Here is a 26008-nt window from a genome sequence, read left to right as displayed (position 1 = left end):
TTAGTGCTCGGTTGGCAACGCCGCGTCCGCCGACTAGGTTCGAGTAGACAACTGCACAAAAGAACGCGGGAGCTCGCGCCATGGCGGGCTGAGAGGGCGGCTGGTGTCCACGTCTTGGACCCGGTGCCGCCGACCGATGAACCTGACCGGGTAATGCCGGCGTAGGGAGGATTTCCGTTGACCGCTCTTGACGACCGTTCCGTGCGGCCCGCCGTGACCACCGGCCCGATCATCGGGTCGCACAAGGCCTACCGGGACGTGGGCGATGGCCTGCGCATTCCGATCCGACGCGTGGACCTCACCAACGGTGAGCAAGTGGATCTGTACGACACCTCCGGCCCGTACACCGACGACAACGCCACCATTGATGTCCACAATGGACTGGAGAAGCTGCGGGAGAGCTGGATCGCCGAGCGCGAGCCGGTGAACGGCGCGGTGACCCAGTTGGCCTACGCCAAGGCCGGGATCATCACCAAGGAGATGCGGTTCTGCGCCGAACGTGAGGGCGTGACCCCCGAGTTCGTGCGCGACGAGGTGGCGATCGGCCGCGCGGTCATCCCGGTCAACCGCAAGCACCCCGAGTCCGAGCCCGCGATCATCGGCAAAAAGTTCCTGGTCAAGATCAACGCGAACATCGGCAACTCCGCGGTGTCGTCGTCGATCGAGGACGAGGTCGACAAGATGGTGTGGGCCGCCCGCTGGGGCGCCGACACGATCATGGACCTGTCCACCGGAAAGCGGATCCACGAGACCCGCGAGTGGATCATGCGCAACTCGCCGGTGCCGATCGGCACCGTGCCGATCTACCAGGCACTGGAGAAGGTCGACAGCGACCCGTCCAAGCTCACGTGGGAAATCTACCGCGACACGGTGATCGAGCAGTGCGAGCAGGGCGTCGACTACATGACCGTGCACGCGGGCGTGCTGCTGCGCTACGTGCCGCTGACGGCCAAGCGGGTCACCGGCATCGTCTCGCGCGGCGGGTCGATCATGGCCGCGTGGTGCCTGGCGCACCACAAGGAGAGCTTCCTTTACACGCACTTCGAGGAACTCTGCGACATCCTGCGCGAGTACGACGTCACCTTCTCCCTCGGTGACGGCCTGCGCCCCGGCTCGATCGCCGACGCCAACGACGAGGCGCAGTTCGCCGAGCTGCGCACGCTGGGCGAGCTGACGCACATCGCGCGCGCCAAGGACGTCCAGGTGATGATCGAGGGCCCCGGCCACGTGCCGATGCACAAGATCGCCGAGAACGTCCGCCTCGAGGAGGAACTCTGCGGCGAGGCGCCGTTCTACACCCTCGGTCCACTCGCGACGGACATCGCACCTGGGTACGACCACATCACCTCCGCCATCGGCGCGGCGCAGATCGGCTGGCTGGGCACCGCGATGCTCTGCTACGTCACGCCGAAGGAGCACCTGGGCCTGCCCAACCGCGACGACGTGAAGGTCGGCGTGATCACCTACAAGATCGCCGCGCACGCCGCCGACCTCGCCAAGGGCCACCCACGCGCCCAGGAACGCGACGACGCGCTGTCCAAGGCGCGCTTCGAGTTCCGCTGGCAGGACCAGTTCAACCTCTCGCTCGACCCGGACACCGCGCGCTCGTTCCACGACGAGACGCTGCCCGCGGAACCGGCCAAGACGGCGCACTTCTGCTCGATGTGCGGCCCGAAGTTCTGCTCGATGAAGATCACCCAGGACGTGCGCAAGTACGCCGAGGAGCACGGTCTGTCCTCTGTGGAGGCCATCGAGGCGGGCATGGCGGAGATGTCGAACGAGTTCGTCGACCACGGCAAGCAGGTGTACCTGCCGGTGGTGGACACCAAGTGATCACCCCGCCTCGCACGCTGACCATCGCCGGATCGGATTCCGGCGGTGGCGCGGGCATCCAGGCCGACCTGCGGACGTTCTTCGCCTGCGGGGTCCACGGGATGACCGCGATCACGGCGGTGACGGTGCAGAACTCCCTTGGCGTCACGGGAGTCCACACCATCCCGCCGGAGGTGGTGGCCGCGCAGATCGAGGCGGTCGCCGCCGACATCGGCGTGCAGGCGGCGAAGACGGGCATGCTGGCCACCGCGGAGATCATCTCCGCGGTGGCCGCCGCCTGCGACCGAGTCCACATCGGACGGTCCGGCATCCCGCTGGTGATCGACCCGGTCGCCGCGTCCATGCACGGAAACCCTCTGCTGGCCGGGGAAGCGCTCGACGCGATCCGCACCGAGCTGTTCCCCCGGGCCAGCCTGATCACGCCCAACCTCGACGAGGTGCGACTGCTGACCGGCCTCGACGTCCGCACCCGCGAGCAGCAACGCGACGCGGCGAAGGCGTTGGCGGACTTCGGCCCGCGGTGGGTGCTGGTCAAGGGCGGGCACATGTACGACGACGCCGAGTGCCTGGACCTGCTCTACGACGGCACGGACTTCATCGAGCTGATCGGCCCGCGCTACGACGTCAAGCACACGCACGGCAGCGGCGACACGCTGGCGTCGTCGATCACCGCGGCGCTCGCCAAGGGCAACGACATGGTGAGCGCGGTCAAGGCGGGCAAGGACTTCATCACCCGGTCGGTGCGGGCGGCGTACCCGCTCGGCAGCGGTGTCGGGCCCGTCTCGCCGCTCTGGCGGCTTCCCGACGCCGGTGATTTCCTGACGCCTTAGGGTGTCCGAGTGATCACGCGCGAAGCCATCCGGGTACTCGTCACGCACCGACGGTTCCAGCAGTTCATCATCGCGGTCATCCTCCTCAACGCCGTCACACTCGGCCTGGAGACCTCGAGAGCGATGGTCGGCCAGTTCGGCACCGTCCTGACTTTCCTGGACCGCGCGGCGCTCGCCATCTTCGTCATCGAACTCACGTTGCGGCTCTACGGCTTCGGCTGGCGGTTCTTCCGCGACCCGTGGAACGTCTTCGACCTGATCATCATCGGGATCGCGGTGGTGCCCACGAGCGGTCCGTTCTCGGTGCTGCGCGCCATGCGCGTGCTGCGGATGCTGCGCCTGATCTCGATGGTGCCCGCGATGCGGCGGGTCGTGAGCGGCCTGCTGCGGTCGGTCCCGGGACTGCTGTCGATCATGGCGTTGCTGGCGCTGGTGCTCTACGTCGCCGGGGTGATGGCGACCAAGATGTTCGGTTCGATCCAGCCGGAGAACTTCGGCGACCTCGGCACCTCGCTGTTCACCCTGTTCCAGGTCATGACCGGGGAGGCGTGGCCGGACATCGCCCGGGAGCTGATGAAAGAGCAGCCGATGGCGTGGATCTTCTTCGTCGTCTACATCCTCGTGTCGAGCTTCGCGGTGCTCAACCTGTTCATCGCCGTCGTGGTGGGCGGGATGGAGAACGAGATGACCGAGGACGTACTGGAGGCGGAGGAAAAGAACGCCGCCGCCCAGGCCGCGTCCGACCAGCTGCTGCTCACCGAGATCCGGGCACTGCGCGAAGAGGTCACCGCGATGCGGGCACTCGCCGAGAAGCGTTAGGGCTTCTGTTCCTCGGCCAACAGGGCTTCGAGGACCGGGATGGCCGCGACCAGGCGTTCCAGCTGGTCGGCGGGCAGCCGTTCCAGCCTGCGGCCGAGTTCGTGGACCCGCGTCGAGCGGACACCGGAGACGACGCGTTCGCCTTCCTCGGTCGCCTGGACCAGGAACGCGCGCCGGTCGGCGACGTCCGGTTCGCGGCGGGCGAGGCCGGACTCGACCAGGCTCGCGACGATCCGCGACATGGTGGGGGCGGCCACGCCTTCCTTGCCCGCGAGGTCGCCCAATCGGAGCTCACCGCAGGCGACCAGGGTCGACAGCGCGGAGATCGAGCCGTGCCCGAGGCCGGGGCTGCCCGACCGGCGCAGCGACCGGGACAGTCGCCCGATGGCCAGGTAGAGACGCGCGGGAACGTCACCCGCGGTCTGCTCGGCGTCCGATGTCATACCTCATTGTGCCGCGCGCGACCGGCGATTCATCGGGGAGGGCTCGATGCCTGCGCCCAGAACCGCTGCGGTATGCGGCCCGCCTGCCGGGCGAGGCGGCCCGCGACGACCGCGGAACGCATCGCCGTCGCCATCTTCTCGGGGTCCGCGGCCCGGGTGACCGCGGTCGCCAACAGCACCGCCGAGCAGCCCAGCTCCATGGCGAGCGCGGCGTCCGACGCGGTGCCGATGCCCGCGTCGAGGATCACCGGCACGCCGGCGCGGGCCACGATCAGCTCGATGTTGTGCGGGTTGCGGATGCCCAGGCCGGTGCCGATCGGCGACCCGAGCGGCATGACCGCGGCGCAGCCGACCTCCTCCAGCCGCAGGGCGAGAACCGGGTCGTCGTTGGTGTAGGGCAGCACGACGAAGCCGTCGTCGACCAGGGTGGTCGCGGCGTCGAGGAGGTCGATCGGGTCGGGCAGCAGGGTCTTGTCGTCGGCGATGACCTCGAGTTTGATCCAGTTCGTGCCGAGCGCTTCCCTTGCCAGGCGGGCGGTCAGCACGGCTTCGGCGGCGGTGCGGCAGCCCGCGGTGTTCGGCAGCGGGTCGATTCCCAGTCGCCGCAACACTTCCAGCACACCGGACCCGCCAGCGGTGTCGACCCGGCGCAGCGAAACCGTGGTCAGCTCGGTGCCCGAGGCGACGAGCGCGCGCTCCAGCACGGCGAGGTTCGCGGCGCCGCCGGTGCCGGTGATCAGCCGGGAGGAGTACTCCCGGTCGGCGATGACCAATGGGTCGTCCATGTCAGCCTCCCTGCACAGCGGTCAGGATCTCCACGACAGAGCCCTCGGACACCGGCGCCCGGGCATGGTCGGCGCGGGGCACCACCTCGCCGTCGAGCGCGACCGCGATTCCGTTGGCGGGCAACTGGAGCGCGGTGAGCAGGTCGGCGATCGTGGTTCCGTCGGCGACCTCGCGGGGGCTGCCGTTGAGCTCGATCCTCATCGCGTCCTTCCTTGCGTGGTCCGGAAACGGGACGGGTCGGCCGCCCGTGCGTAGTCGGGGGCCGCGCCGTCGCGCAGGATGGCGAGGACCGCGGCGGCGGTCGCCGGGGCCAGCAGCAGGCCGTTGCGGTGGTGTCCGGTGGCGGCGAGCACGCCGGGTTCGAGCCAGCCGATGAGCGGCAGGTTGTCCTTGCTGCCCGCCCGCAAGCCTGCGGCGCACTCGGTGAGCGCGTACTCGGCGATGCCCGGCAACACTTGTTCGGCGTCGGAGAGCAGGTCACGGACGCCGCCGACGGTCACGTCCTCGTCGTAGCCCACCTCGTGCTGGGTCGCGCCGAGCACGAGTTCACCGTCGGCCCGTGGAACCAGGTAGACCGGCCGCGACTCGACGTGCGCGCGAATTGTCCGCGTGGGCAAGGGAAGCGTGCCGTGCCGGGTGCGCAGCCGCAGGATCTCGCCCTTCACCGGGCGCGTCACGGATTCGAGGGCCGGGTGCAGTCCAGTGCTCCAGGCGCCTGCGGCGATGACCGCCACCGAGCAGTCCATAAAGGACTCGCCGAGCTCCACCATCCCTGGCCGGACCGCCGTCGCCCGCTCGGCCACGAACTGGACCCCGGCCCCGATGGCGGCTTGCCGCAAGGCGAGGAGAAGGTTTCTGTTGTCCACGGCAAGATCGCCGGGCACGGAGATTCCACTTCGGACTTTCGGTCCGACGGTCGGCTCCAGCGCCCGGACCTGCCTGCCGGTGAGCCGGTCGACTTCACGGCCCAGGTTGTGCAGGTGGTCGGCGAGGACGTCGAGCGTGCCGACGTCCGCGGAGTCCAGCGCCAGCGCGAGGGTTCCCTCGGTCCGCAGGCCGATCTCGCCGAAGGGCTGTAGCTGTTGGGCGAACCCAGGCCACTGCGTAAGCGATTCGGCACCGAGAGCGAGCACGTCTTCCTCGCCCGGCCAGGACTCGGTGACCGGCGCCAACATCCCACCGGCAACCCAGGAAGCCCCCCGAGTCGGCGAGGGATCGATCAGGACGACCGGGTACCCGGACTCGGCGAGCCGCCAGGCCACGGACAGCCCGATAACGCCACCGCCCACAACGGCGACGCGCTCGTCACGCATGTCTTCCACCACCATCACGCTCCCTGCGCCGGCATGACCCGGATCAGGTTCGACGGTCGGAGCGATCCAGCTCCCTCTCAGCCCGTACCCGGACTCCCGTGCGACCAGCCTTCACCGTAGCGCACTACGGTCAGCTTCATGCCAGGACTTGATGGTGACCAGATCAGGCGGAAGCTCAGTGAAGCCCGCCTCTACCTGTGCACTCCCAACCGCCCGGACCTCGCTAAGTTCGTCGACGCGGCCATCGCGGGTGGCGTGGACATCGTCCAGCTGCGAGACAAGTCACTAGAAGCAGGCCCCGAGCTGCGTGTGTTGGCCGAGCTGGCGGAGGTCTGCGCCGCCCGCGGCGCCCTGTTGTCGGTGAACGACCGCGCGGACGTCGCGTTGGCCGCCCAAGCGGACGTGCTGCACCTGGGTCAGGACGACATCCCGGTCGCGTTGGCTCGGCGCATCGTCGGGGACGAGGTCGTGATCGGCCGCTCGACCCACGATGTGGCACAGGCCACAGCGGCGTCGTCCGAACCGGGCGTCGACTACTTCTGCACCGGCCCCTGCTGGCCCACCCCCACCAAGCCCGGCCGAACCGCCCCCGGCCTAGACCTGGTCCGCGCGACCGCGGCGATGGCTCCGGAGCGCCCGTGGTTCGCCATCGGCGGCATCGACGGCGAGCGACTGCCGGAGGTCCTTGCGGCTGGAGCGACACGGGTGGTGGTCGTCCGGGCGATCACTGAGGCCGAAGACCCGAAAGCCGCCGCGCAAGCGCTTGTCACCCGTTTGACCGACAACCCCGCACGGTAGACACAGCAAAAGTTACGCCTAGGCGTAACTTTTGCTGTCGACAGCTGCAATTTTCGCTGCGGCGACGGCGGTCTTTCTCAAATTCTCTCGGGGTGAAACAGCTAGCGCGATGGGGTGGATTGCCCTGCGAAGTAGCGCGCGGAGACGTGTGGTTTCCCTAGCGTGTGTCCAATGGGAGCGAGGAACCGAGCGGGCGCGCGTGAGCTGGGCGATCTTCTGCGGGGATACCGGGAGGCCGCGGGCCTGACCCTGCGCCAACTCAGCCCGAAGCTCGGGTACTCCACGGCCTGCTTGCACCGGCTGGAGACCGGGTACCGCGGGACGACGACGGAAACCGAAGTCGTGCACTACATGGCGGCCTGCGGGGCCCACTACAAGGACGTGCGGAAACTGATCGACGCCTGCCGGGCGACCAACGATGATCGCGGGTACTGGCTGTGCCCGCACGGGCAATGGATGGGCGATTCGCTGCGATCACTGATCTTTCACGAGAGCAGCGCGAGCAAGTCCGTCAGCTATGAGCCGGAGTTGATCCCTGGTCTGTTGCAGACCGAGGCCTACGCCCGCGCCTTGTTCGCCCGCGCAGACATCTCGGAGGAACACCGCGCGGCGCGGGTGCAAGCGCGGATGGAGCGGCAGCGCATCCTGTTTCGCAACAACCCAGCCAAGTTCATCTTCTTCATCCAAGAGCGGGCGTTGCGGTTGGAGGTCGGCACCTACCGGATCATGACCGAGCAATTGCTCGCGATGCTCTTCCTCGCCGACCAATGGAACATCTCGATCCGGATCGTGCCCGCATCGGCTCGCGACCGAGCCTCGCTCGGCGGGCCGTTCCAGTTGTTCGGCTTCCACAAATACCGAACTCTCGCCTACCTCGACGGGCCTGTTGGGGGCCTGTTCCTGGAAGACCTCGACTATGTCGGCGCCTACCGCTCCCTCAACCGGCAGCTAGCCGGCCTCGCACTCGATGCGGGAGAATCCCGGGTGCTCCTCGCCAAGCTGGCGGATGAGTACGACCGGGCGGAAGGCAGCTGGGATGACGCGAGCCAGGTGGCGCAAGAGCAGCTTTAGCGATGTTCCCGAAGGCTCCTGCGTCGAGGTCTCGCTCGATCTCGATCTCGCTGGAATCCGGGATTCCAAGAACGTCACGGGTCCGACCGTCACCGTGACCACCGAAACCTGGTCCACCTTCATCACGCATCTGGCTCGCGACTAGCTCCCGGGAGGCGGCAGAAATGTCTGTCGCCGAGCTTGGTGCCGCACTTCGGAAGGCCCTCGCGGACCTGCCCATCGCGCTCGTCAATGACGCCATTCGCCTGCTGGGGGAGTCACGGGCTGCGCTCGATCAAGCAGCCCACGGCAGCCACGCACCTGAACTCCCCGGCGCGGTCAGCCAACTGCAGGACGCTGAAGAGCAACTCCGACAGGTCCTCACAGTCGCCGTGTCCGTGAGGGGTCGTGTCGAGAAATACCTGACCGACATCGGGGCAGGCATCACCTCCCACTCAGTGACCAGCTCTTCAGTGGGGACATCAAGCCCAGCGCTATCGCCCGAGAAGGTCGCCGAACTCGGCAGTGCCCTGCCACCTGCCGTGCCCAAGCCGAATCCGACCGGCAGGAAAACGCACGGGCGGTGGGTGGACGAAGCGGGTCGCATTCATGAAGCAGTCAGTGGGCGCGACGGTGACTCGGCCGAGGCGTGGCGGATATTGCAGGAAGCCGAGATTCCAGTTCCCGCCGAGCCTGTCGCCGTGACCCACGTCGAGATCAAACTCGCCGCGCGAATGGTTCGAGAGTCGCGGCGACATATGGAGGTCGTCATCAACAACCGACCGTGTCCGGGTCGTTTCGGGTGTGACGTGCTGTTGCCGGCTATCCTCCCCGAGGGCTACTCCATGACTGTGCACGGTCCGGGCTACAGGCAGACCTTCACCGGAGGCAAGAAACCGTGGTGGCGCTAGAGATCTGGTACGACCAGGACACCGCCAACGACCTTGGCGAAGGTGATCCCGCGATCATCGTCGCGACTCCGGACGAGCTTGACGCGTTCGTGGATCGGGTGTTGGAGGAGACCAAGGCCCACTCCGCGCCCCCCATGATCGAGGTGAGCGTCGCCGGCAATCCCTCTTCGCCCGCGATGCATGTCGGTCTTGGCCAAGAACGTGGGTTCATCTACTACATGGCCGCCGACGGTGGCTGGACCCAAGGCGACCAGAGTCGCGAGGACGTTGTCACCTATGTGTACGTCGGCAGCGCCAGCGAGATCGCGGGCAACACCGAGGTCCCTCTCGCCGACGTCCGGCGCGGGCTTCGGGAGTTCATGGCGACGGGCGGCCGTCCCACCATCATCCGGCCGTGAGTGTGGGCGAGCCGAGCAGGGTTGGCGGCTCGCCCACGGGCGCCCTCACGTCCGTCGCCAGTGGCGATAACGTGACGGTATTGCGCGCTCACTGCTGGTAATAGGTCCGTTTGGCGGCACCCTTTACCCAGAAATTCACATTCACGGGCAAGGCACACTGGACCCGTGAACCTCGTGACCATCGACGACATCCGCGCCGCCGCCGACCGGATCGCCGGCGCCGCCACCCGCACACCCCTGCTGACCTGCCTCTGGTCCGACCCGGACCGCCCCCTGTGGCTCAAGCCGGAGAACCTCCAGCCCATCGGCGCCTTCAAGATCCGGGGCGCCTACAACGCCATCGCGAAGCTCACCGACGAGCAGCGGGCCAAGGGCGTCGTCGCCTACTCCAGCGGCAACCACGCCCAGGCCGTGGCCTACGCGGCGAAGATGTTCGGGATCAACGCGTGGATTGTCGTGCCCAAGGACACTCCGCAGGTCAAGGTCGACGCGACCCGGGCGCACGGGGCCGAGGTGGTCCTCTCCGAGATCGGGCAGCGGGAGGCGGTCGCCGACGAGATCGTCGCCGAGCGGGGTGCCGCGTTGATCCCGCCGTTCGACCACCCGGATGTCATCGCGGGCCAGGGCACGATCGGACTGGAGATCATCGCGGACCTACCCGACGTCGACCTCGTTCTCGTCCCGGTGAGCGGCGGTGGGCTGATCTCCGGTGTCGCGGCTGCGATCAAGGCGCTCCGGCCCACGGCGCAGGTCTGGGCCGTGGAGCCCGAACTGGCGGCCGACACGGCAGCCAGTCTCCAGGCCGGTGAGCTGGTCTCGTGGTCGGTGGACGACCGCAACCGCACCATCGCCGACGGCCTGCGCTCGCAGCCGTCGCCGCTGACTTTCGCGCACCAGCAGGCCTTCGTCGACGGCATCGTCACCGTCTCCGAAGACGAGATCCGCGAGACCGTCGCGCTCCTCGCGCACAAGTCGAACCTGGTCGCCGAGCCCAGCGGCGCCGTCGCGACCGCCGGGTACCTGTATCGCGCGAAGGAACTGCCCGAGGGGCGCACGGTGGCCGTGGTCTCCGGCGGCAACATCGACACCGACCTGTTGGCCGACCTGCTCAGCCGCTGATCCTCGACCGGCGCGCTGTCCGAGAAGCGTTGTGGCGCAACGAGATCGACGCGCGGCAGTTCGGGCACCGCATGGTCAGCCCCTCGGCCGCGTCGGTCAGGATCAGGTGTTCGGCGCGGCGGAGGTCGGCGCCCGGGTCGAGGCCGAGTTCCCGGGCTAGCAGCAGCCTGCCCTCGCGGTACACCGCCAGCGCCTCCGCCCGCCGCCCCGACCGGTGCAGCGCGATCATCAGCTGCGCGCGCAGCCGCTCCCGCAGCGGGTTGGCCGCCACCGCGACCATGAGTTCGGCGACCAGGTCGCGGTGGTGGCCCAGGGCCAACTCCGCCTCGACCCGGTCCTCGGTCACCCGCTGGCGCAACGCGTCCAGGCGCGCTGCCTCCTCGCGGACGATCGGGAGGCCTTCCTGGCCGTCGAACGCCGGGCCGCGCCACAGGTACAGCGCCCGGCGGAACAGGTGGGCGGCCCGGTCGTTGTCGTGTTCGGCGAGGGCCGTGTAGCCCTGGGCTGAGAAGTCCTCGAACCGCTCGGCGTCGAGGTCCTTGTGTTCGGCGAGAACGTATCCACCGCCTCGGTGTTCGACCTCTAATCGCCCGCCCAGCGCGCGCCGGAGGTGGTGGATATAAACCTGCGTGGTCTTAGCCGCCGATCTGGGCGGCGCCGAACCCCACATCGCCTCCGCGATCCGGCCCACCGACACCGGCTCCCCCGCCCTGCTCAGCAGCACCGCCAGCAGGTCCCGCAACCGCGGCGACAGCTCCACGACACGACCCCCGTCGTACGCCTCCAAAGCGCCAAGGACTCGGTACTCCATTCGGCCTCCCCCTGTTCCAACCGTTCCGCAACCGCCCCCCGGAACCGTTCGACGGGTCAAAACCCGACGCGGCTCCCGCATCGGTATTCGGAAACTGGAGGTCAAATGGGACGGGTACTCAAGCGGCTCGCCCGGCTTTTAGGGGCGGCGGTGATCGTCGCGCCGCTCATCGCGGTCGCCACGGCAGGCACGGCCTCAGCCGACACCTGGCCGTTCAACAGCAATTTCCGGCCGGACACGGGCTACCACAACTACTGCTATTCGGTGATCGACCCGTCGGACGCGGTGAAGACCCAGATGTACAACGCGATGGTCTACATGACCGACGCGACCGACGCGGACCGGCAGTACCACGCGACCTGCGATCTCGACGGCGCCGGACAGACCGACGTCGTCTGGCGCGAGGAGGGCACCACGAGTGACTCGTGGATCGGGTCGGCGCAGTGCGTGGTGTTCTGGGCGGGCAGCTCCCCGGCCCGCTGCGACCGGTACTTCGTGAAGATCAACGGCGCACTCGTTCGCGACCACTACGCGAGCTCGACCTACGAGGCCAACCAGTGGCGCAAGACCGCCTGCCACGAGCTCGGCCACACCCTCGGCCTGGACCACTACCCGTCGCCGTATGACGACAGCTGCCAGCGCTCGGGCTGGACCGGGACGTCGTCGGCCGCGTGGACCCGCACGTGGACCGCGCACCACCGCGACCACATCAACGCCTGGTTCTGATCGCCGATGCCTACAACGACCACCAAGGGAGCCGAAGTGAAGAAAAGGCTGATCGGGCCGGTGATCCTGCTGGCCGCCGCGCTCGGAACCGCGGCATGCGGCGCGTCCACCACCAGCTCACCCGACGCGAGACCAGCGGCCGCCGTGCAGCAGGCGGGCCTCGACGTGAGCGTCCTGCGCGGCGCGGACAACGACGTCGAACCGGCCGCCACCCCGGAGGCGCTGGTGAAGTCCAACCGCCACCACGCGATCGTCGCGGGCACGGTCGACGGGATCGAGCAGGGCCGCGAGACCTTCGACAGCGAGGCCGACCCGTACGCGCTGATGAACGTCGTGCTGCGGGTGAAGGTCACCGACAAGCTCAAGGGCGCCGACCGGGTCAAGGACGGCTTCGTCTACGTCGAGCTGTGGCAGGGCGGCCGCTACAACGACGCCACGGGCACGCCGGTCAACTCGCTGGACAAGTGGCGCCAGTCGATCCCCGCAGGCACGCCGGTGATGCTGTTCCTGCGTGAGGACGACGGGAAGGCCAAGTCCCGCAACGCGGGCAAGGGCCTGCCGCAGGGCGCGAAGCTGATGATCCCGGACGTCCTGGGCATCGTCTTCGAGGACGGCGGGAAGCTGCTCGGCGGCATCGAGGAACTCGAAGGCCAGTGGACCGAGATCAAGTCGATGAGCCAGCTGCGTGAGCGGGTCCGCAACGCGGTGGGCTGAGCACGCTGAGACGGCCGTCGCCGGGCATCCCCCGGCGGCGGCCGCACGGCTTCAAGAACCTGCATTGACCCCTGCCGGAGTGGCGCCGGCATGGATCATTGCGGAAGCCCGAGCATGAAGTGGCGGAGCAGCAGGAGGTGCACGGTGGGACAACCCCAGCTCTCCTCTGCGCGGGCCTTGCTCGGCGTCACCGTGACCGGGCTGTGGCAGTTGGCCACCGTGTCCGCGGACGGCACGATCCCGCTGCCGGGGACCCTGGTCCTGGAGTCCCCCGCCGGGTTCGTCACGTTCTCCTGCGCCCAGGAGGGACTCTCCTGCCGTGGGCTCGTCCCGCGTGAGGAGATCCGCTGGAACACCGAGCCCGACCTGGCCATGGACAGCCGCGGCGACGAGGAATGGCTCAGCTTGGTCCCCCTTGAGGCCGCCAACCTGAACCTGGTGCTGACCGAACAGCGGCTCTGACGCCTCAGGGCTTGATGTGGGTGGGCGGCGCGTCGACCGAGCAGGACATGCAGTCGCCCGGGTGCGGGCAATCGGGGGCGTGTTCCTCCACGGCCAGCACATTCCCCCGGACCCCTAGGGCGAGCAGGCCGCCGACGACGGTCAGGCCCGCGCAGATCAGCAGGGCCGTCCGCCAGGCCGCGGTGAGCGCGACCGGGTCGGCGTAGGCGGCGCCCGTGAGTCCGGCAGCAGCAGGCAACACGGCGACAGCGAGCAAGCCGGCGGTTCGCGCGACGGCGTTGTTCACGCCCGACGCGACACCGGCGTATCGGTCCGGCGCGGCGGCGAGCACGGTCGCGGTAACCGGGGCCACGACAACCGCGAGACCGAGCCCGAAGAGGGTCACCGCGGGCAGCACGGCGCCGAGGTAGCTCGCCCCCGGCTCGACCCGCATCAGCAGCAGGGTCGCGGCGGCGACCAGCATCGGGCCGCTGACCAGGAACCACCGCGGGCCGTGCTTCGAGGCCAGCGCGCCGAACCGGGAGGACAGCAGGAGCATCACGATGGTGATCGGCACGCCCGCGACGCCCGCGGCCACCGGTGAGTAGCCCAGCGAGATCTGCAGCTGCAGCCCCATGAGCATGAAGACACCGCCGAGCGCGGCATAGACCGCGAGCGTGAGGCCGTTGGCGATCACGAAGGTCCGGTCGGCGAAGAGTGCGGGCGGCACCAGCGGGTCGTGGCCGCGCCGCTGTCGCTGGACGAACGCCGCGAGGGCGGCGAACCCGATGATTCCCGCGCTGAGCACCAACCAGTCCAGACCCCGGACCGGCGCCTCGACCAGCGCGGCGGTGACGCCCGCCAGGCCAAGCGCACCCAGGGCGGACCCGAACAGGTCGATCGGGCCCGCGGACTCCTCGTCGCGGGTCTCGGGGACGAACCGCAGCGCCATCCACACGCAGTACACCGCGACCGGGACGTTGATCAGGAACGCCAGCCGCCACGACCAGGCCTGCACCAGCAGCCCGCCGACCAGCGGACCCGCCGCCGCCGCGATCCCGCCGAGACCGGACCACGCGCCGATCGCGCGGGCGCGGTCCTCGCGGTGGAACACCGACTGCAGGATCGCCAGCGACCCCGGTGTCAGCAACGCGCCACCGACACCTTGGAGCACCCGGGCGGCGACCAGCATCTCCGTGGTCTGCGCGAGTCCACACAGGACAGAGGCGGCGCCGAACCAGACGACGCCGATGAGGAACACCCGCCGCCTGCCGAAGCGGTCCCCCAGCGCGCCCGCGACCAGGATCAGCGAGGCCAGCGCCAGCAGGTAGCCGTCGAGAATCCACTGCAGGCCGGCGACCGAGGCGTCGAGTTCATCTCCGATGCGCGGCAGCGCGACGTTGACGATCGTGCCGTCCAGCATCGCCATGCCGGAGCCGAGGATCGTCGTGGCGATCACCCCGCGGGCGGCCGGGGTGCCCCAGCGGACGTCGGTGATCACGGGCGATTGAGCGTCGCCACGAACTTGTAGCGGTCGCCCCGATAGATCGACCGCACCCACTCCACCGGCTGTTCGTCGGTGTCGAACGAGTGCCGTGAGAGCAGCAGCATGGGCATCCCCACGTCGGCGCCGAGCAGGTCCGCCTCGTGCGGGCCCGCCAGCGCCGTCTCGATGGTCTCCTCCGCGTGGCCCATCTCGACGCCGAACCGCTCGCGCAGCACCTGGTAGAGCGAGCCGCCATCGGCTACGTACCGGCGCAGACCCCGGAACCGGCCCAGCGGCAGGTGGGTGGACTCGATGGCCATCGGCTCGCCGTCGGCCAGACGCAGCCGGTAGAGCCGCAGCACCTTGGCGCCCGCGCGGATGTTGAGCAGCCGGGCCAGGTCGGCCTCCGCGGCGATCTCGGAGACCTCCAGCAGCTTCGACGACGGCTCGCGGCCCTGGGCGCGCATGTCCTCGGTGTAGGAGGACAGCTGCAGCCGCTGCGCGACCTTGGGCTCGGCGGCGAACGTGCCCTTGCCCTGGACGCGCAGCAGGCGGCCTTCGACGGTCAGCTCAGCGAGCGCCTGGCGGACCGTGGTGCGGGAGACGTCGAACTCGGTGGCCAGCGACCGCTCGGTGGGGATGGGCGATCCGGGCGGCATCGAGTTCAGCAGGTCAAGCAGGTGCCGCTTGAGCCCCCAGTACTTCGGCTCCCGCTGCACCCGCGCGACAGTGTCCCGCCCCTCGGCCTCGGACATCTCCAACATGTGTCCTCCCACTACCCGCTGTACAGCCCGCCTACAGGATGCCCTGTCGCACGTCGTTCCCGCTCTCGCACCCGCGGGATTGCCCTCGGGAGTCCATTTCTCTACGATTGGTCTAGACCTTAGCGAAGGGATGGCGGATGACGGAACACCGACCGGGCGAGTCGATGCGGGCGGAGATAGATCAGCAGCCCGCGGTCTTCGCGGGCGTCATGTCCCGCCGCGGCGACGTCGCGAAGGTGGGCTCGCTGATCGCCGCGCGGCGGCCCAGGTTCGCGTTGTTCGCCGCGCGCGGGTCCAGCGACCACGCCGCGCTCTACGCGAAATACCTGACAGAAGTGCTGCTCAAGCTGCCCGCGGGCTTGGTGTCGCCCTCGACCACGACGTTGTATCGCGCGGAGCCGGATCTCACGGACGTGCTCTACGTGACGGTCAGCCAGAGCGGCGGCTCCCCGGATCTCGTGGAGGCCACGCTCGCCGCTCGCGCGCGGGGAGCGCTCACCGTCGCGGTGACCAACACGGCGGACTCGCCGCTGAACGAGGCCGCGGAGTTCTCCGTCGACGTCGGCGCGGGCCCGGAACTCGCGGTCGCGGCGACCAAGACCTACTCGGCGACCCTGCTGACGCTCTACCTGCTCGTCGACGCGATCCGCGGCCAGGACGGTGTGGCGGCCCACGGCATCGATGAGATCGCCGCGCGCGCCCTCGCCGCTGAGGGCGTCGAAGCGGCGGTCGCCCGGATGCGGTTCGCCGACTGGGTGGTGTGCACCGGCCGCGGGTTCTCCTCGGCGACGGCGGCGGAGGCCGCGCTCAAGCTCGCCGAGACCAGCTATGTGTCAGCCCGCGCCTACAGCGGCGCAGACCTGCTGCACGGCCCGATCGCGGCGCTGGACAGCGAGACGTCGGTCCTGGCGATCACCAGCGTCGGCGCGGGCGGCGACGCGATGGCCGAGGTGATCGACGTCGTCCGGCGCAGCGGGGCGGATATCACCACGGTCGGGTCGGCGTTCGGGTCGGCGATCGCGCTGCCGCGCACGGCTGAGGAGGTCGCGCCGATCATCGAGATCCTGCCGCTGCAACGGCTGGCCCTCGAACTCTCGCTCGCGCGCGGGCGCGACCCGGACCACCCACGCGGCCTATCCAAGATCACCAAAACTCGATAAGGCGGGGCACGCGACCAGCGGGGTCTTATTGCGCAACTCTTTACACTTCGAAAATGCGTAGGACGTCGTTCGCTCGGTGGCCCTGCTCGGTCGCGCGGACCATGGATCTGCTGGGTGACCAGTGGACGCTGCTGGTGCTGCGGGAGGCCTTCCTGGGCACCCGCCGGTTCGACCGCTTCCAGGCTGAGCTGGGCATCGCCCGCAACACCCTGACCGAGCGGCTCGACCGGCTGACCGGCGCGGGCGTGCTCGAGCGGGTTCGCTACCAGGACCGGCCGGTGCGCTACGAGTACGTGCTGACCGAGATGGGCCACGACTTCTTTCCGGTGCTCGCGTCGATCATCGGGTGGGGCGACCGGTGGCTGGGTGAGCCGGGCGAGCCGCCGATGGTGGTGCGCCATCGCGACTGCGGCAGGCCGACGCACGCCGTTGCCGGCTGCGCGCACTGCGGTGGCGAGCTGAGTGATCGGCGAGTGAGTTTGGAACCGGCCCAGGACAAGTGAAAGCCCGCTCCGTCGAGGGGGTTGAACGGAGCGGGCGATCACCATGTTACGCCGAACGGCGTAATCATGACGGAGGAGGATGCGGTGGGCGAGGTCGCGGTAGGTGTCGACGCCGGTGGCACGGCGACTCGGGCGGTGGCCGTGACCGCGTCCGGCGAAGTGGTCGGCCGAGGCGAATCCGGTGGTGGAAACCCGAATTCGCACCCACCGGCGGTGGCGGCGGCCAACATCGGCGCGGCGGTCGCGGCGGCGGTCGGCTCGCACACGGCCGTCTCGTGCGTGCTGGGGATGGCGGGCGCGTCGGGACTGAGTGATCCGGTGGTCGCCGAGGAGTTCCGGTCGGCACTGGCCGCGGCGGGCGTGCACACGCAGGCGACGGTGCTGTCCGACGCGGAGGTCGCGTTCGCGGCGGGGACGGCCGACCCGAATGGGACTGTCCTGATCGCGGGCACGGGCTCCATCGCGATGCGGATCACCGACCGCAGGCACGCCTCGACGGTCGGCGGCTGGGGGTGGCTGCTCGGCGACGAGGGTTCAGCGTTCTGGATCGGGCGGGAAGCGGTTCGGACGACGATTCAGGCGGTGCAGCGGGGCGACCGGCTCGGGCCCCTGGCGTCGGCTGTTCTCGATCTCGCGATCGGCGGGCCGGACAACGCTTTCGCCCGGTTGATCAGGGCGGTGAACGCGGACGCCCCGGTGCGGCTGGCCCGGTTCGCGCCGCTGGTCAGCCTGCACGCGGGCGATCCGGAGGCCGCCGACATCATCGAACGGGCGGCTCGGGCCTTGGCGTCGCAGGCGGAGCAGGCGTGGTCCGGCGGTCCGATCGTGCTGGTCGGAACGGTGGCGGGGCCGGACACGCCTATCGGGGCGCGGCTTCGCGCGATCCTGGACGGCTACGACGTGCGGACCGCGAAGGACGGGGTCGCGGGGGCGGGCTGGTTGGCGGCGCGCGCGGCGTTCGGGGCGGGCGTGCCGCACCCGTGTGGCGGCGTGACGGTGGTTTAGGCGGGGATACGCGGGTGGCGTAGGCCGGGGTGATCGTCGGGCAGCGAGCGGCGCAGGATGACCGCGCTGGCCGCGACGACGACTCCGACGAGCGGCCAGGACAGCGCCACCTGCGCGATGCCGAGCGCGAGGGCGTTGCCCGAGAGCCAGAGCGCGCCGAAGACCAGGGTGCGGACGCCGTACTGGCCGAAGACCCACACCCAACTCGCCCGGCCGTACGCGCGCAGCAGGTCCGGGTCGCGCCGCCAGCGCGCCCGCTGCCCGAGGATCGCGCCGACGACCACCCCGAGCAGCGGCCAGCGGATCAGGATGGACACCGCCCAGGCGAGCCCGCTGGCGATGTTGACGAGCAGCCGCAGCAGGAAGAAGTCCTCGGCGCGGCCGGTGTAGAGGACGACGAGTGCGGCGGCGATGATCGCGGCGAGACCGCCCAGCGCGGCTGTGATTTTCGCCCCAGTGATCAGCCGATAGGCGCACAAAGCACTGGCAGCGGCGACGGCCGCGCCCGCGCCCCAACCGATGTGGTGATCCGTCAGCAACCAGCCGAACAGGAAGGCCAAAGGCGGTACGGTGGCGTCGACCGCGCCCCGACGCCCGCCGAGCAGGTCGGCGAGGGTGTCGGAAGAGGCGGCCACGCGTACAGCCTGCCGTACGCCGAATCTGTTAGGTAGCCCTAACTCGGGATATCGGACAGGAAATGAGTGGTCACCAGCGGTGACTGATTCTACGCTTCGGTAACCGACGGTGGCGTAGGTCGGGAATGCCACGGCATTCTGGGCGTTTGATCGGGGTGGGAGATAGATCGGCTCTCGGCGGGAGGGGGACGGCTGTGCACGGGTGGACGAGTTGGGTCGCGATCGGTGACAGCTTCACCGAGGGGATGAGTGACGAGGGTCCGGACGGCCACTTCGTGGGCTGGGCGGACCGCCTGGCGGCGATGATGGCGGAGCAGAGTCCGGGCTTCCAGTACGCCAATCTGGCGCTGCGCGGGAAGATGCTCCAGGAGATCATCGACGAACAGGTGCCGATCGCGGTGCGCACGCGCCCGGATCTGGTGACCCTGTGCGGCGGCGGGAACGACCTGATCACCCCCGGCCGCGACGCCGACAACGTGGCGGCGCTGTTCGAGGAAGCCGTCATCGAACTGCGGGCGGCGGGGTGCACGGTCGTGATGTTCACCGGACCCGACCCGCAGGTGCAGCCGCTGCTGCGCCGGGTGCGCGGCAAGGTCGCGATCTACAACGGACACCTGCACGCGATCGCCGAGCGCCACGGCGCGATCCTGGTCGACCTGTGGTCCATGAAGGTCCTCCACGACCGCCGCTCCTGGTGCGACGACCGGCTGCACTTCTCGAGCGACGGCCACCGGCGCATCGCCCTGCGGGTCGCGGAGGCCCTGTCGGTGCGAACGGACGACGACTGGCGTGAGCCGCTGCCGCCGGAGGAGCCCAAGCCGTGGCTGCACTCGCGGCAGGCCGACCTCGCGTGGACCACGACGCACCTGATCCCGTGGATCCGCAGGCAGATCATGGGCGAGTCGATGGGCGACGGCCTCGCGCCGAAGCACCGGGAACTGCGCCCCTACCGCGAGTCCCGCCCGTACCGGGGCGACGACCACGCGGCCAACGTCTAGGTCCTGTCCTGTAAGTCCGGTGCGAATACCGTGTGCCGGACTTACAGGACTGGACCTAGACCCTTACCCGGACAAACGACCGGCCGGCTCTCTCCCCCCAGGAGCGCCGGCCGGTACGTCCGGGCCGCGCACCCCCAAGCCGCGCAGCCCAATGGCACCTGACTGGGCGCCGCGGGCAACCCTGCCGGCGACTCGATCAGGCCCGCTAAATCCTCGCTAAACGCGGGGCTGGTTGTCCGCCAAGACGGGCGAACGCGTTCTCAACGGCGCCAGAACTGGCGTGGCGCGAAGCCCTCACGACTCAGCCAGTGCTCGGTATAGACGATCCGATCCGCCTCGATGACCACGAGCGTGTCGCGTGGCGGCTCGGACAACGGCCTGCCGCGTTCCGCGTGCTCGTTCTCCCACCTGAACGCCTCCCAGTAGTGGGCGCGGTCGGGGTGGTCCGGGTCGAGCACCCGCGCGGTGCCGAACAGTTGAGCGCCACGGCTGCTCGCCGCCCCGACCAATGGCGCGAAGACACCGACCGACACGCGTGGGTCGGCGGCGATGTTCCGCAGCTTCGGCGAGCGCCGCGCGGCAGTGAACAGCACCGCGAAGCCGAGCGGGTAATAACGCACCGGGGTGGCCAGCGGCCCGTCCGGCCCAGCGGTTGCGAGCACGCACATGTTCTGTGACGACAGCAGGTTGAGGATGCGCTCGTCGAGCTGTTCGCGGTCGAGTTTGCCGGTCGGTGTGGGCTCGGCCAGCCAGGGGTTCGTCAGCGGCACGCGGCGACCTCGATCATGGCCGGGGATCCTACCGAGATGCCGCCGAGTGATGTCATGTCACGCGGACAGAGCAACCCCTGAGTGGGGGGTTTGCGCTGGTACAGCGGGGTTCAAGCTCGGCTTGGGTCCTCGCTGGGCGGAAGGGACGCCAAGGCCGCGCGGGCGGCGTCGGCGGCTGGGGATTGGGCCTGGCGGTAGCGTTCGATCGCGATCACCAGTTCGGTGCGGGCGCCCGCTATGTCGCCGCTGTCGCGCAGGGTGCGGGCCAGGACTTCGCGGGCGAAGGCCTCCGTGAGTTCCAGGCCGTTGACCTCCGCCAACGCCACCGCCTCCCGTGCGTTGGCGGCGGACTCCGTCAGCAGGCCCAGTTCGTGTTCCAGCTCGGCCAGGTTCGCCAGTGCCAAGCCCATGAAGCCGAGGTCCCCGACCTCCCGGTACAGCTCCACCGCCGTCCGCTGGGGCCGCAGCGCCTCCCGCGGCTCGCCCAGGTTCCGGTGGACCTGGGCGATGTTGTTGTGCAGGTTCGCCTCCCCCAGCCGGTACCCCGCGACCCGCGCCAGCGACAGGGCCTCCTGGTAGCCGCCGAGGGCTTCCGCGAAGCGCTTCTGGCCGTACCAGGCGCTGGCCCGCGTGTTGTGCGCCATCGCGCTGAGTTTGGGCTCGCCGAGGTCCGCAGCGAGCATCACAGCGGCGTCCGCGTCGGCCGTTGTCTCGTGTTCGGCGCCGAAGCGGCTCAGCAGGACGCAGCGGCTCAGGTGCAGCAGCACCTGGCCGCGCACCTCCCCGCACGCTCGGGCCGACGTGAGACCCATGTCCAGCAGCCATTCCCAGTCGTCGCGGCGGGAGCGGACCCGGCGGTAGTCGCCCGCGACCCGGGCCAGCTGCCAGACCTCCCGGTGCAGGCCCGCGTCGGCGCAGGCCGCGGCGACCGCGATCAGGTTGGGCCACTCGCGGTCGAACCAGTCCAGCGCGGCTTCGCGGTCGGGGATGTCCGGACACGGTGCCGCGGCGGGCGTGATGTCGTCGTCGACCGCGCGCAGGTGTCGGCGGCACGCGTCGGCGGCGTAGAGGTAGTGCCCGGCCACCGCCCGCAGCGACTCCACGCCGGACCCGGCGAGTTCGCGCGCGAAGAGGCGGACCAGGTCGTGCATGCCGTAGACGTCGCGGTCCAGTTCCGAGACCAGGAACGACCCGGCGAGCACCCGCAGCCTGGCCCGCGCCCGCCCCACATCCGTCCCGCACAGCGCGGCCACCGCGTACGGGCTCACCCACAGCCCCGGAAACGCGCCCAGCGCCCGCAGGGTGGCCGCGTGCGGCTCGTCGAGACGGCGGACCGTGACGTCCAGGGCGGCCCGGACGCTGGTGTTCGCGTCCTCCACATCGAGGGCGCCCAGCCGGGTGCGCTCGTCGGACAGCTCCGCCACCAGGTCACCGACAGTCCACTGTGGACTGACAGCGAGCCGTGCGCCCGCGATCCGCAGCGCCAGCGGCAGGAACCCGCACAGCCGGGCCAGCCGTGCCCGCTGCGCGCGTTCGGCCGCGTTGAGCGGCGGGCCCGCCGCGTGCTCGATCAGCTGCACGGCGGCGTCGGCGGCGAGGGTGTCCACGACCCGCAGCCGCGCGCCGTCGGCGACCAGTCCGTCGAGTCTTCGCCTGCTCGTGACCAGCACCAACGACCGTCCGGCCCCCGGCAGCAGCGGCCGGACCTGCTCGGAGTCGCGGGCGTCGTCGAGCAGCACGAGGACCTTGCGGTCGGCCAGCAGCGACCGGTAGAGCGCGGCCCGCTCGGCCACGTCGGACGGGATGTCCACCGCGGCCACACCGAGCGACAGGAGGAACCGGGTGAGCACGTCAGCCGCGTCGAGCGGCGGGTGCCTGGGGTCGAACCCACGCAGCGACACGTACAACTGCCCGTGGACGAACTCCCGCGCGACCTGGCTGCCCCACAGCAGCGCCAGGGCACTCTTCCCGATCCCCGCCGGACCGGCGAGCACCGCGACCCCCGCGCCGCGCACCCCGTCGAGCCACGCCAGCTCCGACTCGCGCCCGGCGAAGCCTGACGGCGGCGCGGGAAGCTGCGCCGGGTTCAGCACCCCGAGCCGCGGGCTGACCACTGGCTCCGCCCGTGGCTTGAGCAGCCGCGCGTCGTCGCGCAGCACCCGGCTGTGCAGCTCACGCAGGCCAGGGCCCGGGTCGAGGCCAAGCTCGCCCGCCGCCCGCTGAGCGAAGCGCTGGTAGATCTCCAGCGCACCCGCGCGCCTACCCGACCGGTAGAGCGCCAGGACCAGCTGCCCGACGAGGTGCTCCCGGAACGGATGGGTGTCGACCAGCGCGGCTAGTTCGCCGATCACGTCGTCGTGCCTGCCGAGTTCGAGGTCGGCGTCGATGCGGGCCTCGATCACCGCGAGCCGCAGCTCGGCGAGTTCCGGGGCCCGGACCCGGTCGCCGATGTCGGACAGCTCCGGCCCGCGCCACAGCGCCTGTGCCCGGGCGAGCATCTCCGAGCGGACCTCGGGCTCACGCCCACGGGCCCCCGCGAGCAGCCGGCGGGCCATCGAGACGTCGATCCGGCTCTCGTCGATCACCAGCTGGTAGCCCGCCCCGGTCGTCTCGATCGACGTCGTCGAGTCCACTGTGGACAGCCACTTGCGCGTGCGGGACACATAGCCCTGCACGATCGTGCGGGCCGTCACGGGCGGTTCGTGGTCCCACAGCACATCGACGATCCGCTCGATCGGAACCACCTGATTGGGTTCCAAGAGCAGGATCGCGAGCAGCCCCCGCAGTCCCGGCCCGCCGATGGAGTGCAGCTGGTCCCCCACCGCCACACCGACCGGGCCGAGCACGCAGAACCGCGGCCCGTCGTCATCACTTGAATCCACCCCGCCACCCCCCGGTTGACGCGCCCGTCCCCACGGGCGCGTTCACACACCGCTGGACAACCTATGGGCAAACGGGTGGTGACGTAGGGGGTACTCGAAGAGTCAGCCGATTGGCGTACGCCCGGGGTCCGTCCGTTCCCGATTCGGACGACCCCGGGCGCACTCTCCATCGAAGTTGACCGACAGCGCACCGGACTGCACCCCGAGTGCGGTCACAGCGGGCTCTTGGTCAACATCCGACGAAGCATCTCCGCATCGCGGTTCGCGACAACTTAACAAACCGCGAGCGATCGGTCACCTTCTGGCCGCGATGAAGGACGGCCGCGGCTGAGCCGCGGCGAACGGCTCCACCACTTCGTTCTCCACACTGTTGAACACGACAAAGATGTTGGACCGCGGGAACGGCGTGATGTTGCTGCCCGATCCGTGCATGACGTTGGAGTCGAACATCAGCGCCGACCCGGCGGGCCCGGTGAACTGCTCGATGCCGCACGCGTTGGCGAGGGTGGTGATGTCGGCTTCGCTGGGCACGCCGATCTCCTGCATCGACAGCGACGCCTTGTAGTGCTGGTCGGGCGTCTCGCCGACGCACGGGATGAACGTGCGCTGCGAGCCGGGCATGACCATCAGGCCGCCGTTGAACGGGAAGTTGTCGGTCAGCGCGATCGACATGCTCACCGCGCGCGGGCTCGGCATGCCGTCCTCGGCGTGCCAGGTCTCGAAGTCCGAGTGCCAGTAGAAACCCTTGCCGCGGAAGCCCGGCATGTAGTTGACCCGGCTCTGGTGGATGTAGACCTCGGAGCCGAGGATCTGCCGCGCCCGCTCGATCACCCGGGGGTCGCGCACCAGTTCGGCGATCAGGTCGCTGATCTTGTGCACCTCGAAGATCGAGCGGACCTCCTGCGACTTCGACTCGACGATCGTGCGCTCGTCGGCCTTGAGCTTGTCGTCAGTGGACAGCCGCCGCAGCTCGTCCTGGAACGCGCGCACCTCGGAGGGGCCGAGCAGGTCCTGGAACACCGAGAAGCCGCGCGCGTCGTGGGCGACCAGCGTCTCCGCGTCGATCGGTCCGTCCACTCCGGACCAGACGGTCGGCTCGATCCGGGAGATCGGCTCGAGCCGGTCGCGGGTGCGGGTCCGGTAGCGGTCCTGGGTCGAGAGCGTCACCGCGCTTCTCCTTCGGTCGTCAGCAGCGGGTACACGCCGTTCTCGTCGTGCACCTCGCGGCCGGTCACGGGCGGGTTGAACACGCAGACCGTGCGCATGCGGGTCTTCGGCCGGAGCTGGTGACGCTCGTTGCCGTCGAGCAGGTAGAGCGATCCGGGCGCGAGCACGTGGGTCTCGCCGGTCTCCTTGTCGAGCAGCTCGCCGTCGCCCTCGACGACGAACACGGCCTCGACGTGGTTGGCGTACCAGAAGTCGTTGACCGTCCCCGGTTCCAGCGTCGTCTCGTGCACGGAGAAGCCGACACCCTCCTGCGCGAGGATGATCCGCTTGCTGCGCCAGGTCGGGGTCTTGACGTCGCGTTCGGTGTCGGTCAGGTCGTGCACCGAGCGGACGATCACCGCAGGACCCCCAGGGTCGCGGCGACGGCGTCGTCGACGATCGCCAGGCCTTCCTCCAACTCGGCGTCGGTGACGGTGAGCGGCGGCATGATCTTGGCGACCTCGCCGTCGGGGCCGGAGGTCTCCATCAGCAGCCCCCGGTCGAACGCGGCGCGGCAGACCTTGCCCGCGATGTCGCCGTCGGCGAACTGCAGGCCGCGGGCCAGGCCGCGGCCCTTGGCCTTGAGGGCGGCCTCGGGGTAGGCCAGCGCGAGGTCGGTCAGCGCGCGGCCGACCTGCTCGCCCTTGGCCAGCGTGGACTTCTCCAGCGTGTCGTCGGTCCAGTAGGTCTTCAGGGCCTCGGTGGAGGCGACGAACGCCGGGTTGATCCCGCGGAAGGTGCCGTTGTGCTCGCCCGGCTCCCACACGTCGAGTTCGGGACGCAGCAGGGTCAGGCCCAGCGGCAGCCCGTAGCCGCCGATGGACTTCGACAGGCAGACGATGTCGGGTTTGATGCCCGCGGCCTCGAAGCTGAAGAACGGACCGGTCCGGCCACAGCCCATCTGCACGTCGTCGACGATCAGCAGGATGCCCTGGCGTTGGCACAGCTCCGAGAGGCTGCGCAGCCACTCGACGCTGGCGACGTTGATCCCGCCCTCGCCCTGCACGGTCTCCACGATGACCGCGGCGGGCTCGTTGAGGCCGCTGCCGCTGTCCTTGAGCAGCCGTTCGAACAGCATGAAGTCCGGGGTGAGGCCGTCGAGGTAGTTGTCGAACGGCATCGGGGTGGCGTGCACCAGCGGGACGCCCGCGCCGCCGCGCTTGAGCGAGTTGCCGGTGACCGACAGCGCGCCCAGCGTCATGCCGTGGAAGGCGTTGGTGAAGTTGATGATCGACTCGCGGCCGGTGACCTTGCGGGCCAGCTTCAGCGCCGCCTCGACGGCGTTCGCGCCCGCCGGTCCCGGGAACATGATCTTGTAGTCGAGCTCGCGGGGAGCGAGCACCGTCTCGCTGAAGGTCTCCAGGAAGTCCCGCTTGGCGACGGTCTGCATGTCCAGCGAGTGCGTCACGCCGTCGCGCTGGATGTAGTCGATCACGGCCTGTTTCAGAATCGGGTTGTTGTGCCCGTAATTGAGCGCTCCGGCTCCGGCGAAGAAGTCGAGGTAGCCCTGGCCATTCTCATCGAAGATGCGACTTCCGGTCGCCCGGTCGAATGTCACCGGCCAGCTGCGGCAATAGCTCCGAACCTCGGACTCGATCATGTCGAAA

29 protein-coding genes and 1 riboswitch are annotated in these 26008 nt (G+C 69.7%); of the genes, 16 read left to right on the top strand and 13 right to left on the bottom strand.

Annotated elements, in window-relative coordinates; translation table 11 throughout:
* The first annotated feature begins 177 nt into the window (after positions 1-177).
* The 3 genes from thiC to C8E96_RS10560 are packed head-to-tail and all read left to right on the top strand — an operon-like array spanning position 178 to position 3482.
* Positions 178-1833 carry a phosphomethylpyrimidine synthase ThiC gene (gene thiC / locus C8E96_RS10570; protein ID WP_091380509.1) on the top strand — a complete coding sequence of 552 codons (1656 nt, stop codon included), beginning with the start codon at positions 178-180 and terminating at the stop codon, positions 1831-1833.
* Positions 1830-2663, top strand: coding sequence for a bifunctional hydroxymethylpyrimidine kinase/phosphomethylpyrimidine kinase (thiD, locus tag C8E96_RS10565; RefSeq protein ID WP_091379598.1), 834 nt, complete (start codon positions 1830-1832; stop codon positions 2661-2663). Before thiC ends, thiD begins: the two co-directional genes overlap by 4 nt.
* Positions 2664-2672: 9 nt before the next feature.
* Positions 2673-3482, top strand: coding sequence for an ion transporter (locus tag C8E96_RS10560; protein WP_091379602.1), 810 nt, complete (start codon positions 2673-2675; stop codon positions 3480-3482).
* Here C8E96_RS10560 and C8E96_RS10555 read toward each other — a convergent pair.
* Genes C8E96_RS10555 through thiO form a run of 4 tightly spaced genes read right to left on the bottom strand, consistent with a single transcriptional unit; the run spans position 3479 to position 6024 of the window.
* On the bottom strand, positions 3479-3925 hold the full coding sequence (locus tag C8E96_RS10555) for a MarR family winged helix-turn-helix transcriptional regulator (protein ID WP_091379606.1): 447 nt from the start codon (positions 3923-3925) through the stop codon (positions 3479-3481). The two genes, C8E96_RS10560 and C8E96_RS10555, sit on opposite strands and share 4 nt — an antisense overlap.
* Positions 3926-3954: 29 nt before the next feature.
* The gene (gene thiG, locus C8E96_RS10550) at positions 3955-4710 is read right to left on the bottom strand and encodes a thiazole synthase (protein WP_091379609.1); all 756 of its coding nucleotides are present in this window, start codon (positions 4708-4710) and stop codon (positions 3955-3957) included.
* 1 nt (position 4711) lies between these two features.
* Positions 4712-4912: a sulfur carrier protein ThiS gene (gene thiS / locus C8E96_RS10545; protein ID WP_091379613.1), complete on the bottom strand. Its 201-nt coding sequence runs from the start codon at positions 4910-4912 to the stop codon at positions 4712-4714.
* Positions 4909-6024, bottom strand: a complete 1116-nt coding sequence (gene thiO, locus C8E96_RS10540; RefSeq protein ID WP_091380512.1) for a glycine oxidase ThiO — start codon at positions 6022-6024, stop codon at positions 4909-4911. The genes thiS and thiO overlap by 4 nt, the downstream gene beginning before the upstream one ends.
* Positions 6025-6027: 3 nt before the next feature.
* Positions 6028-6134, bottom strand: a riboswitch (TPP riboswitch).
* A gap of 28 nt (positions 6135-6162) precedes the next feature.
* Between thiO and thiE the strand changes: the two genes are divergently transcribed.
* From thiE to C8E96_RS10510, 6 genes are all read left to right on the top strand, one after another.
* Positions 6163-6822, top strand: a complete 660-nt coding sequence (gene thiE / locus C8E96_RS10535; protein WP_091379616.1) for a thiamine phosphate synthase — start codon at positions 6163-6165, stop codon at positions 6820-6822.
* 171 nt (positions 6823-6993) lie between these two features.
* Positions 6994-7893 (top strand): helix-turn-helix domain-containing protein, encoded by a 900-nt coding sequence (locus tag C8E96_RS10530; RefSeq protein WP_091379619.1) that lies wholly within the window; start codon positions 6994-6996, stop codon positions 7891-7893.
* Positions 7790-8038 (top strand): DUF397 domain-containing protein, encoded by a 249-nt coding sequence (locus C8E96_RS10525; RefSeq protein ID WP_324187100.1) that lies wholly within the window; start codon positions 7790-7792, stop codon positions 8036-8038. The genes C8E96_RS10530 and C8E96_RS10525 overlap by 104 nt, the downstream gene beginning before the upstream one ends.
* A 19-nt stretch (positions 8039-8057) precedes the next feature.
* Positions 8058-8783, top strand: a complete 726-nt coding sequence (locus C8E96_RS10520; protein ID WP_091379626.1) for a DddA-like double-stranded DNA deaminase toxin — start codon at positions 8058-8060, stop codon at positions 8781-8783.
* Positions 8774-9181 (top strand): Imm1 family immunity protein, encoded by a 408-nt coding sequence (locus C8E96_RS10515; protein ID WP_166657943.1) that lies wholly within the window; start codon positions 8774-8776, stop codon positions 9179-9181. The genes C8E96_RS10520 and C8E96_RS10515 overlap by 10 nt, the downstream gene beginning before the upstream one ends.
* A 165-nt stretch (positions 9182-9346) precedes the next feature.
* Positions 9347-10300, top strand: coding sequence for a threonine ammonia-lyase (locus tag C8E96_RS10510; protein ID WP_091379634.1), 954 nt, complete (start codon positions 9347-9349; stop codon positions 10298-10300).
* Here the strand turns inward: C8E96_RS10510 and C8E96_RS10505 are convergent.
* Complete coding sequence (locus tag C8E96_RS10505) at positions 10290-11111, bottom strand: AfsR/SARP family transcriptional regulator (protein ID WP_166657942.1); 822 nt, start codon at positions 11109-11111, stop codon at positions 10290-10292. The two genes, C8E96_RS10510 and C8E96_RS10505, sit on opposite strands and share 11 nt — an antisense overlap.
* Before the next feature lie 105 nt (positions 11112-11216).
* Between C8E96_RS10505 and C8E96_RS10500 the strand changes: the two genes are divergently transcribed.
* From C8E96_RS10500 to C8E96_RS10490, 3 genes are all read left to right on the top strand, one after another.
* The gene (locus C8E96_RS10500; RefSeq protein WP_091379642.1) at positions 11217-11837 is read left to right on the top strand and encodes a metallopeptidase domain-containing protein; all 621 of its coding nucleotides are present in this window, start codon (positions 11217-11219) and stop codon (positions 11835-11837) included.
* 36 nt (positions 11838-11873) lie between these two features.
* Entirely contained in the window at positions 11874-12551 is a 678-nt protein-coding gene (locus C8E96_RS10495; protein ID WP_091379645.1) for a hypothetical protein, read from the top strand.
* 144 nt (positions 12552-12695) lie between these two features.
* Positions 12696-13013 (top strand): hypothetical protein, encoded by a 318-nt coding sequence (locus C8E96_RS10490; protein WP_133794337.1) that lies wholly within the window; start codon positions 12696-12698, stop codon positions 13011-13013.
* Positions 13014-13017: 4 nt separating this feature from the next.
* Here C8E96_RS10490 and C8E96_RS10485 read toward each other — a convergent pair whose 3' ends face one another.
* On the bottom strand, positions 13018-14493 hold the full coding sequence (locus tag C8E96_RS10485) for an MFS transporter (protein ID WP_091379651.1): 1476 nt from the start codon (positions 14491-14493) through the stop codon (positions 13018-13020).
* The gene (locus tag C8E96_RS10480) at positions 14490-15242 is read right to left on the bottom strand and encodes a GntR family transcriptional regulator (protein ID WP_091379655.1); all 753 of its coding nucleotides are present in this window, start codon (positions 15240-15242) and stop codon (positions 14490-14492) included. The genes C8E96_RS10485 and C8E96_RS10480 overlap by 4 nt, the downstream gene beginning before the upstream one ends.
* Positions 15243-15379: 137 nt before the next feature.
* Here C8E96_RS10480 and C8E96_RS10475 point away from each other — a divergent pair, with 137 nt between their 5' ends.
* From C8E96_RS10475 to C8E96_RS10465, 3 genes are all read left to right on the top strand, one after another.
* Positions 15380-16402: an SIS domain-containing protein gene (locus tag C8E96_RS10475; protein WP_091379660.1), complete on the top strand. Its 1023-nt coding sequence runs from the start codon at positions 15380-15382 to the stop codon at positions 16400-16402.
* 53 nt (positions 16403-16455) lie between these two features.
* Entirely contained in the window at positions 16456-16905 is a 450-nt protein-coding gene (locus C8E96_RS10470) for a winged helix-turn-helix transcriptional regulator (RefSeq protein WP_091379664.1), read from the top strand.
* A gap of 66 nt (positions 16906-16971) precedes the next feature.
* The gene (locus tag C8E96_RS10465) at positions 16972-17910 is read left to right on the top strand and encodes an N-acetylglucosamine kinase (RefSeq protein WP_091379667.1); all 939 of its coding nucleotides are present in this window, start codon (positions 16972-16974) and stop codon (positions 17908-17910) included.
* Here the strand turns inward: C8E96_RS10465 and C8E96_RS10460 are convergent.
* Positions 17907-18545 (bottom strand): DUF3159 domain-containing protein, encoded by a 639-nt coding sequence (locus C8E96_RS10460; protein WP_091379670.1) that lies wholly within the window; start codon positions 18543-18545, stop codon positions 17907-17909. The two genes, C8E96_RS10465 and C8E96_RS10460, sit on opposite strands and share 4 nt — an antisense overlap.
* Positions 18546-18739: 194 nt before the next feature.
* Here C8E96_RS10460 and C8E96_RS10455 point away from each other — a divergent pair, with 194 nt between their 5' ends.
* Entirely contained in the window at positions 18740-19543 is an 804-nt protein-coding gene (locus C8E96_RS10455) for an SGNH/GDSL hydrolase family protein (protein ID WP_091379672.1), read from the top strand.
* 260 nt (positions 19544-19803) lie between these two features.
* Here the strand turns inward: C8E96_RS10455 and C8E96_RS10450 are convergent, their stop codons facing one another.
* The 5 genes from C8E96_RS10450 to ectB form a co-directional block, all read right to left on the bottom strand.
* The gene (locus C8E96_RS10450) at positions 19804-20313 is read right to left on the bottom strand and encodes a pyridoxamine 5'-phosphate oxidase family protein (protein ID WP_091379675.1); all 510 of its coding nucleotides are present in this window, start codon (positions 20311-20313) and stop codon (positions 19804-19806) included.
* 110 nt (positions 20314-20423) lie between these two features.
* Positions 20424-23195: an AfsR/SARP family transcriptional regulator gene (locus C8E96_RS10445; protein ID WP_091379678.1), complete on the bottom strand. Its 2772-nt coding sequence runs from the start codon at positions 23193-23195 to the stop codon at positions 20424-20426.
* Between the two features lie 294 nt (positions 23196-23489).
* Positions 23490-24362, bottom strand: a complete 873-nt coding sequence (gene thpD, locus C8E96_RS10440; RefSeq protein WP_091379681.1) for an ectoine hydroxylase — start codon at positions 24360-24362, stop codon at positions 23490-23492.
* The gene (locus C8E96_RS10435) at positions 24359-24760 is read right to left on the bottom strand and encodes an ectoine synthase (protein WP_091379684.1); all 402 of its coding nucleotides are present in this window, start codon (positions 24758-24760) and stop codon (positions 24359-24361) included. Before C8E96_RS10435 ends, thpD begins: the two co-directional genes overlap by 4 nt.
* Entirely contained in the window at positions 24757-26001 is a 1245-nt protein-coding gene (ectB, locus tag C8E96_RS10430; RefSeq protein ID WP_407642672.1) for a diaminobutyrate--2-oxoglutarate transaminase, read from the bottom strand. The genes C8E96_RS10435 and ectB overlap by 4 nt, the downstream gene beginning before the upstream one ends.
* Between the last annotated feature and the right edge of the window lie 7 nt (positions 26002-26008).

The organism is Actinokineospora alba (assembly GCF_004362515.1).
GTDB classification, from domain to species: domain Bacteria; phylum Actinomycetota; class Actinomycetes; order Mycobacteriales; family Pseudonocardiaceae; genus Actinokineospora; species Actinokineospora alba.
The sequence above is the reverse complement of the archived record's forward strand: the minus strand, read 5'-3'. Positions and strand labels throughout refer to the sequence as shown.

What these genes read in the sequence shown, in the direction of transcription:
- C8E96_RS10470 (WP_091379664.1), top strand. Translation starts at nt 16,456, where the DNA reads ATGCGTAGGACGTCGTTCGCTCGGTGGCCCTGCTCGGTCGCGCGGACC.
- thiS (WP_091379613.1), bottom strand. Translation starts at nt 4,912, where the DNA reads ATGAGGATCGAGCTCAACGGCAGCCCCCGCGAGGTCGCCGACGGAACC.
- C8E96_RS10475 (WP_091379660.1), top strand. Translation starts at nt 15,380, where the DNA reads ATGACGGAACACCGACCGGGCGAGTCGATGCGGGCGGAGATAGATCAG.
- C8E96_RS10555 (WP_091379606.1), bottom strand. Translation starts at nt 3,925, where the DNA reads ATGACATCGGACGCCGAGCAGACCGCGGGTGACGTTCCCGCGCGTCTC.
- thiG (WP_091379609.1), bottom strand. Translation starts at nt 4,710, where the DNA reads ATGGACGACCCATTGGTCATCGCCGACCGGGAGTACTCCTCCCGGCTG.
- C8E96_RS10525 (WP_324187100.1), top strand. Translation starts at nt 7,790, where the DNA reads ATGCGGGAGAATCCCGGGTGCTCCTCGCCAAGCTGGCGGATGAGTACG.
- C8E96_RS10530 (WP_091379619.1), top strand. Translation starts at nt 6,994, where the DNA reads ATGGGAGCGAGGAACCGAGCGGGCGCGCGTGAGCTGGGCGATCTTCTG.
- C8E96_RS10520 (WP_091379626.1), top strand. Translation starts at nt 8,058, where the DNA reads ATGTCTGTCGCCGAGCTTGGTGCCGCACTTCGGAAGGCCCTCGCGGAC.
- C8E96_RS10505 (WP_166657942.1), bottom strand. Translation starts at nt 11,111, where the DNA reads ATGGAGTACCGAGTCCTTGGCGCTTTGGAGGCGTACGACGGGGGTCGT.
- ectB (WP_407642672.1), bottom strand. Translation starts at nt 26,001, where the DNA reads ATGATCGAGTCCGAGGTTCGGAGCTATTGCCGCAGCTGGCCGGTGACA.
- C8E96_RS10500 (WP_091379642.1), top strand. Translation starts at nt 11,217, where the DNA reads ATGGGACGGGTACTCAAGCGGCTCGCCCGGCTTTTAGGGGCGGCGGTG.
- thiE (WP_091379616.1), top strand. Translation starts at nt 6,163, where the DNA reads ATGCCAGGACTTGATGGTGACCAGATCAGGCGGAAGCTCAGTGAAGCC.
- thiO (WP_091380512.1), bottom strand. Translation starts at nt 6,024, where the DNA reads ATGCGTGACGAGCGCGTCGCCGTTGTGGGCGGTGGCGTTATCGGGCTG.
- C8E96_RS10465 (WP_091379667.1), top strand. Translation starts at nt 16,972, where the DNA reads ATGACGGAGGAGGATGCGGTGGGCGAGGTCGCGGTAGGTGTCGACGCC.
- C8E96_RS10480 (WP_091379655.1), bottom strand. Translation starts at nt 15,242, where the DNA reads ATGTTGGAGATGTCCGAGGCCGAGGGGCGGGACACTGTCGCGCGGGTG.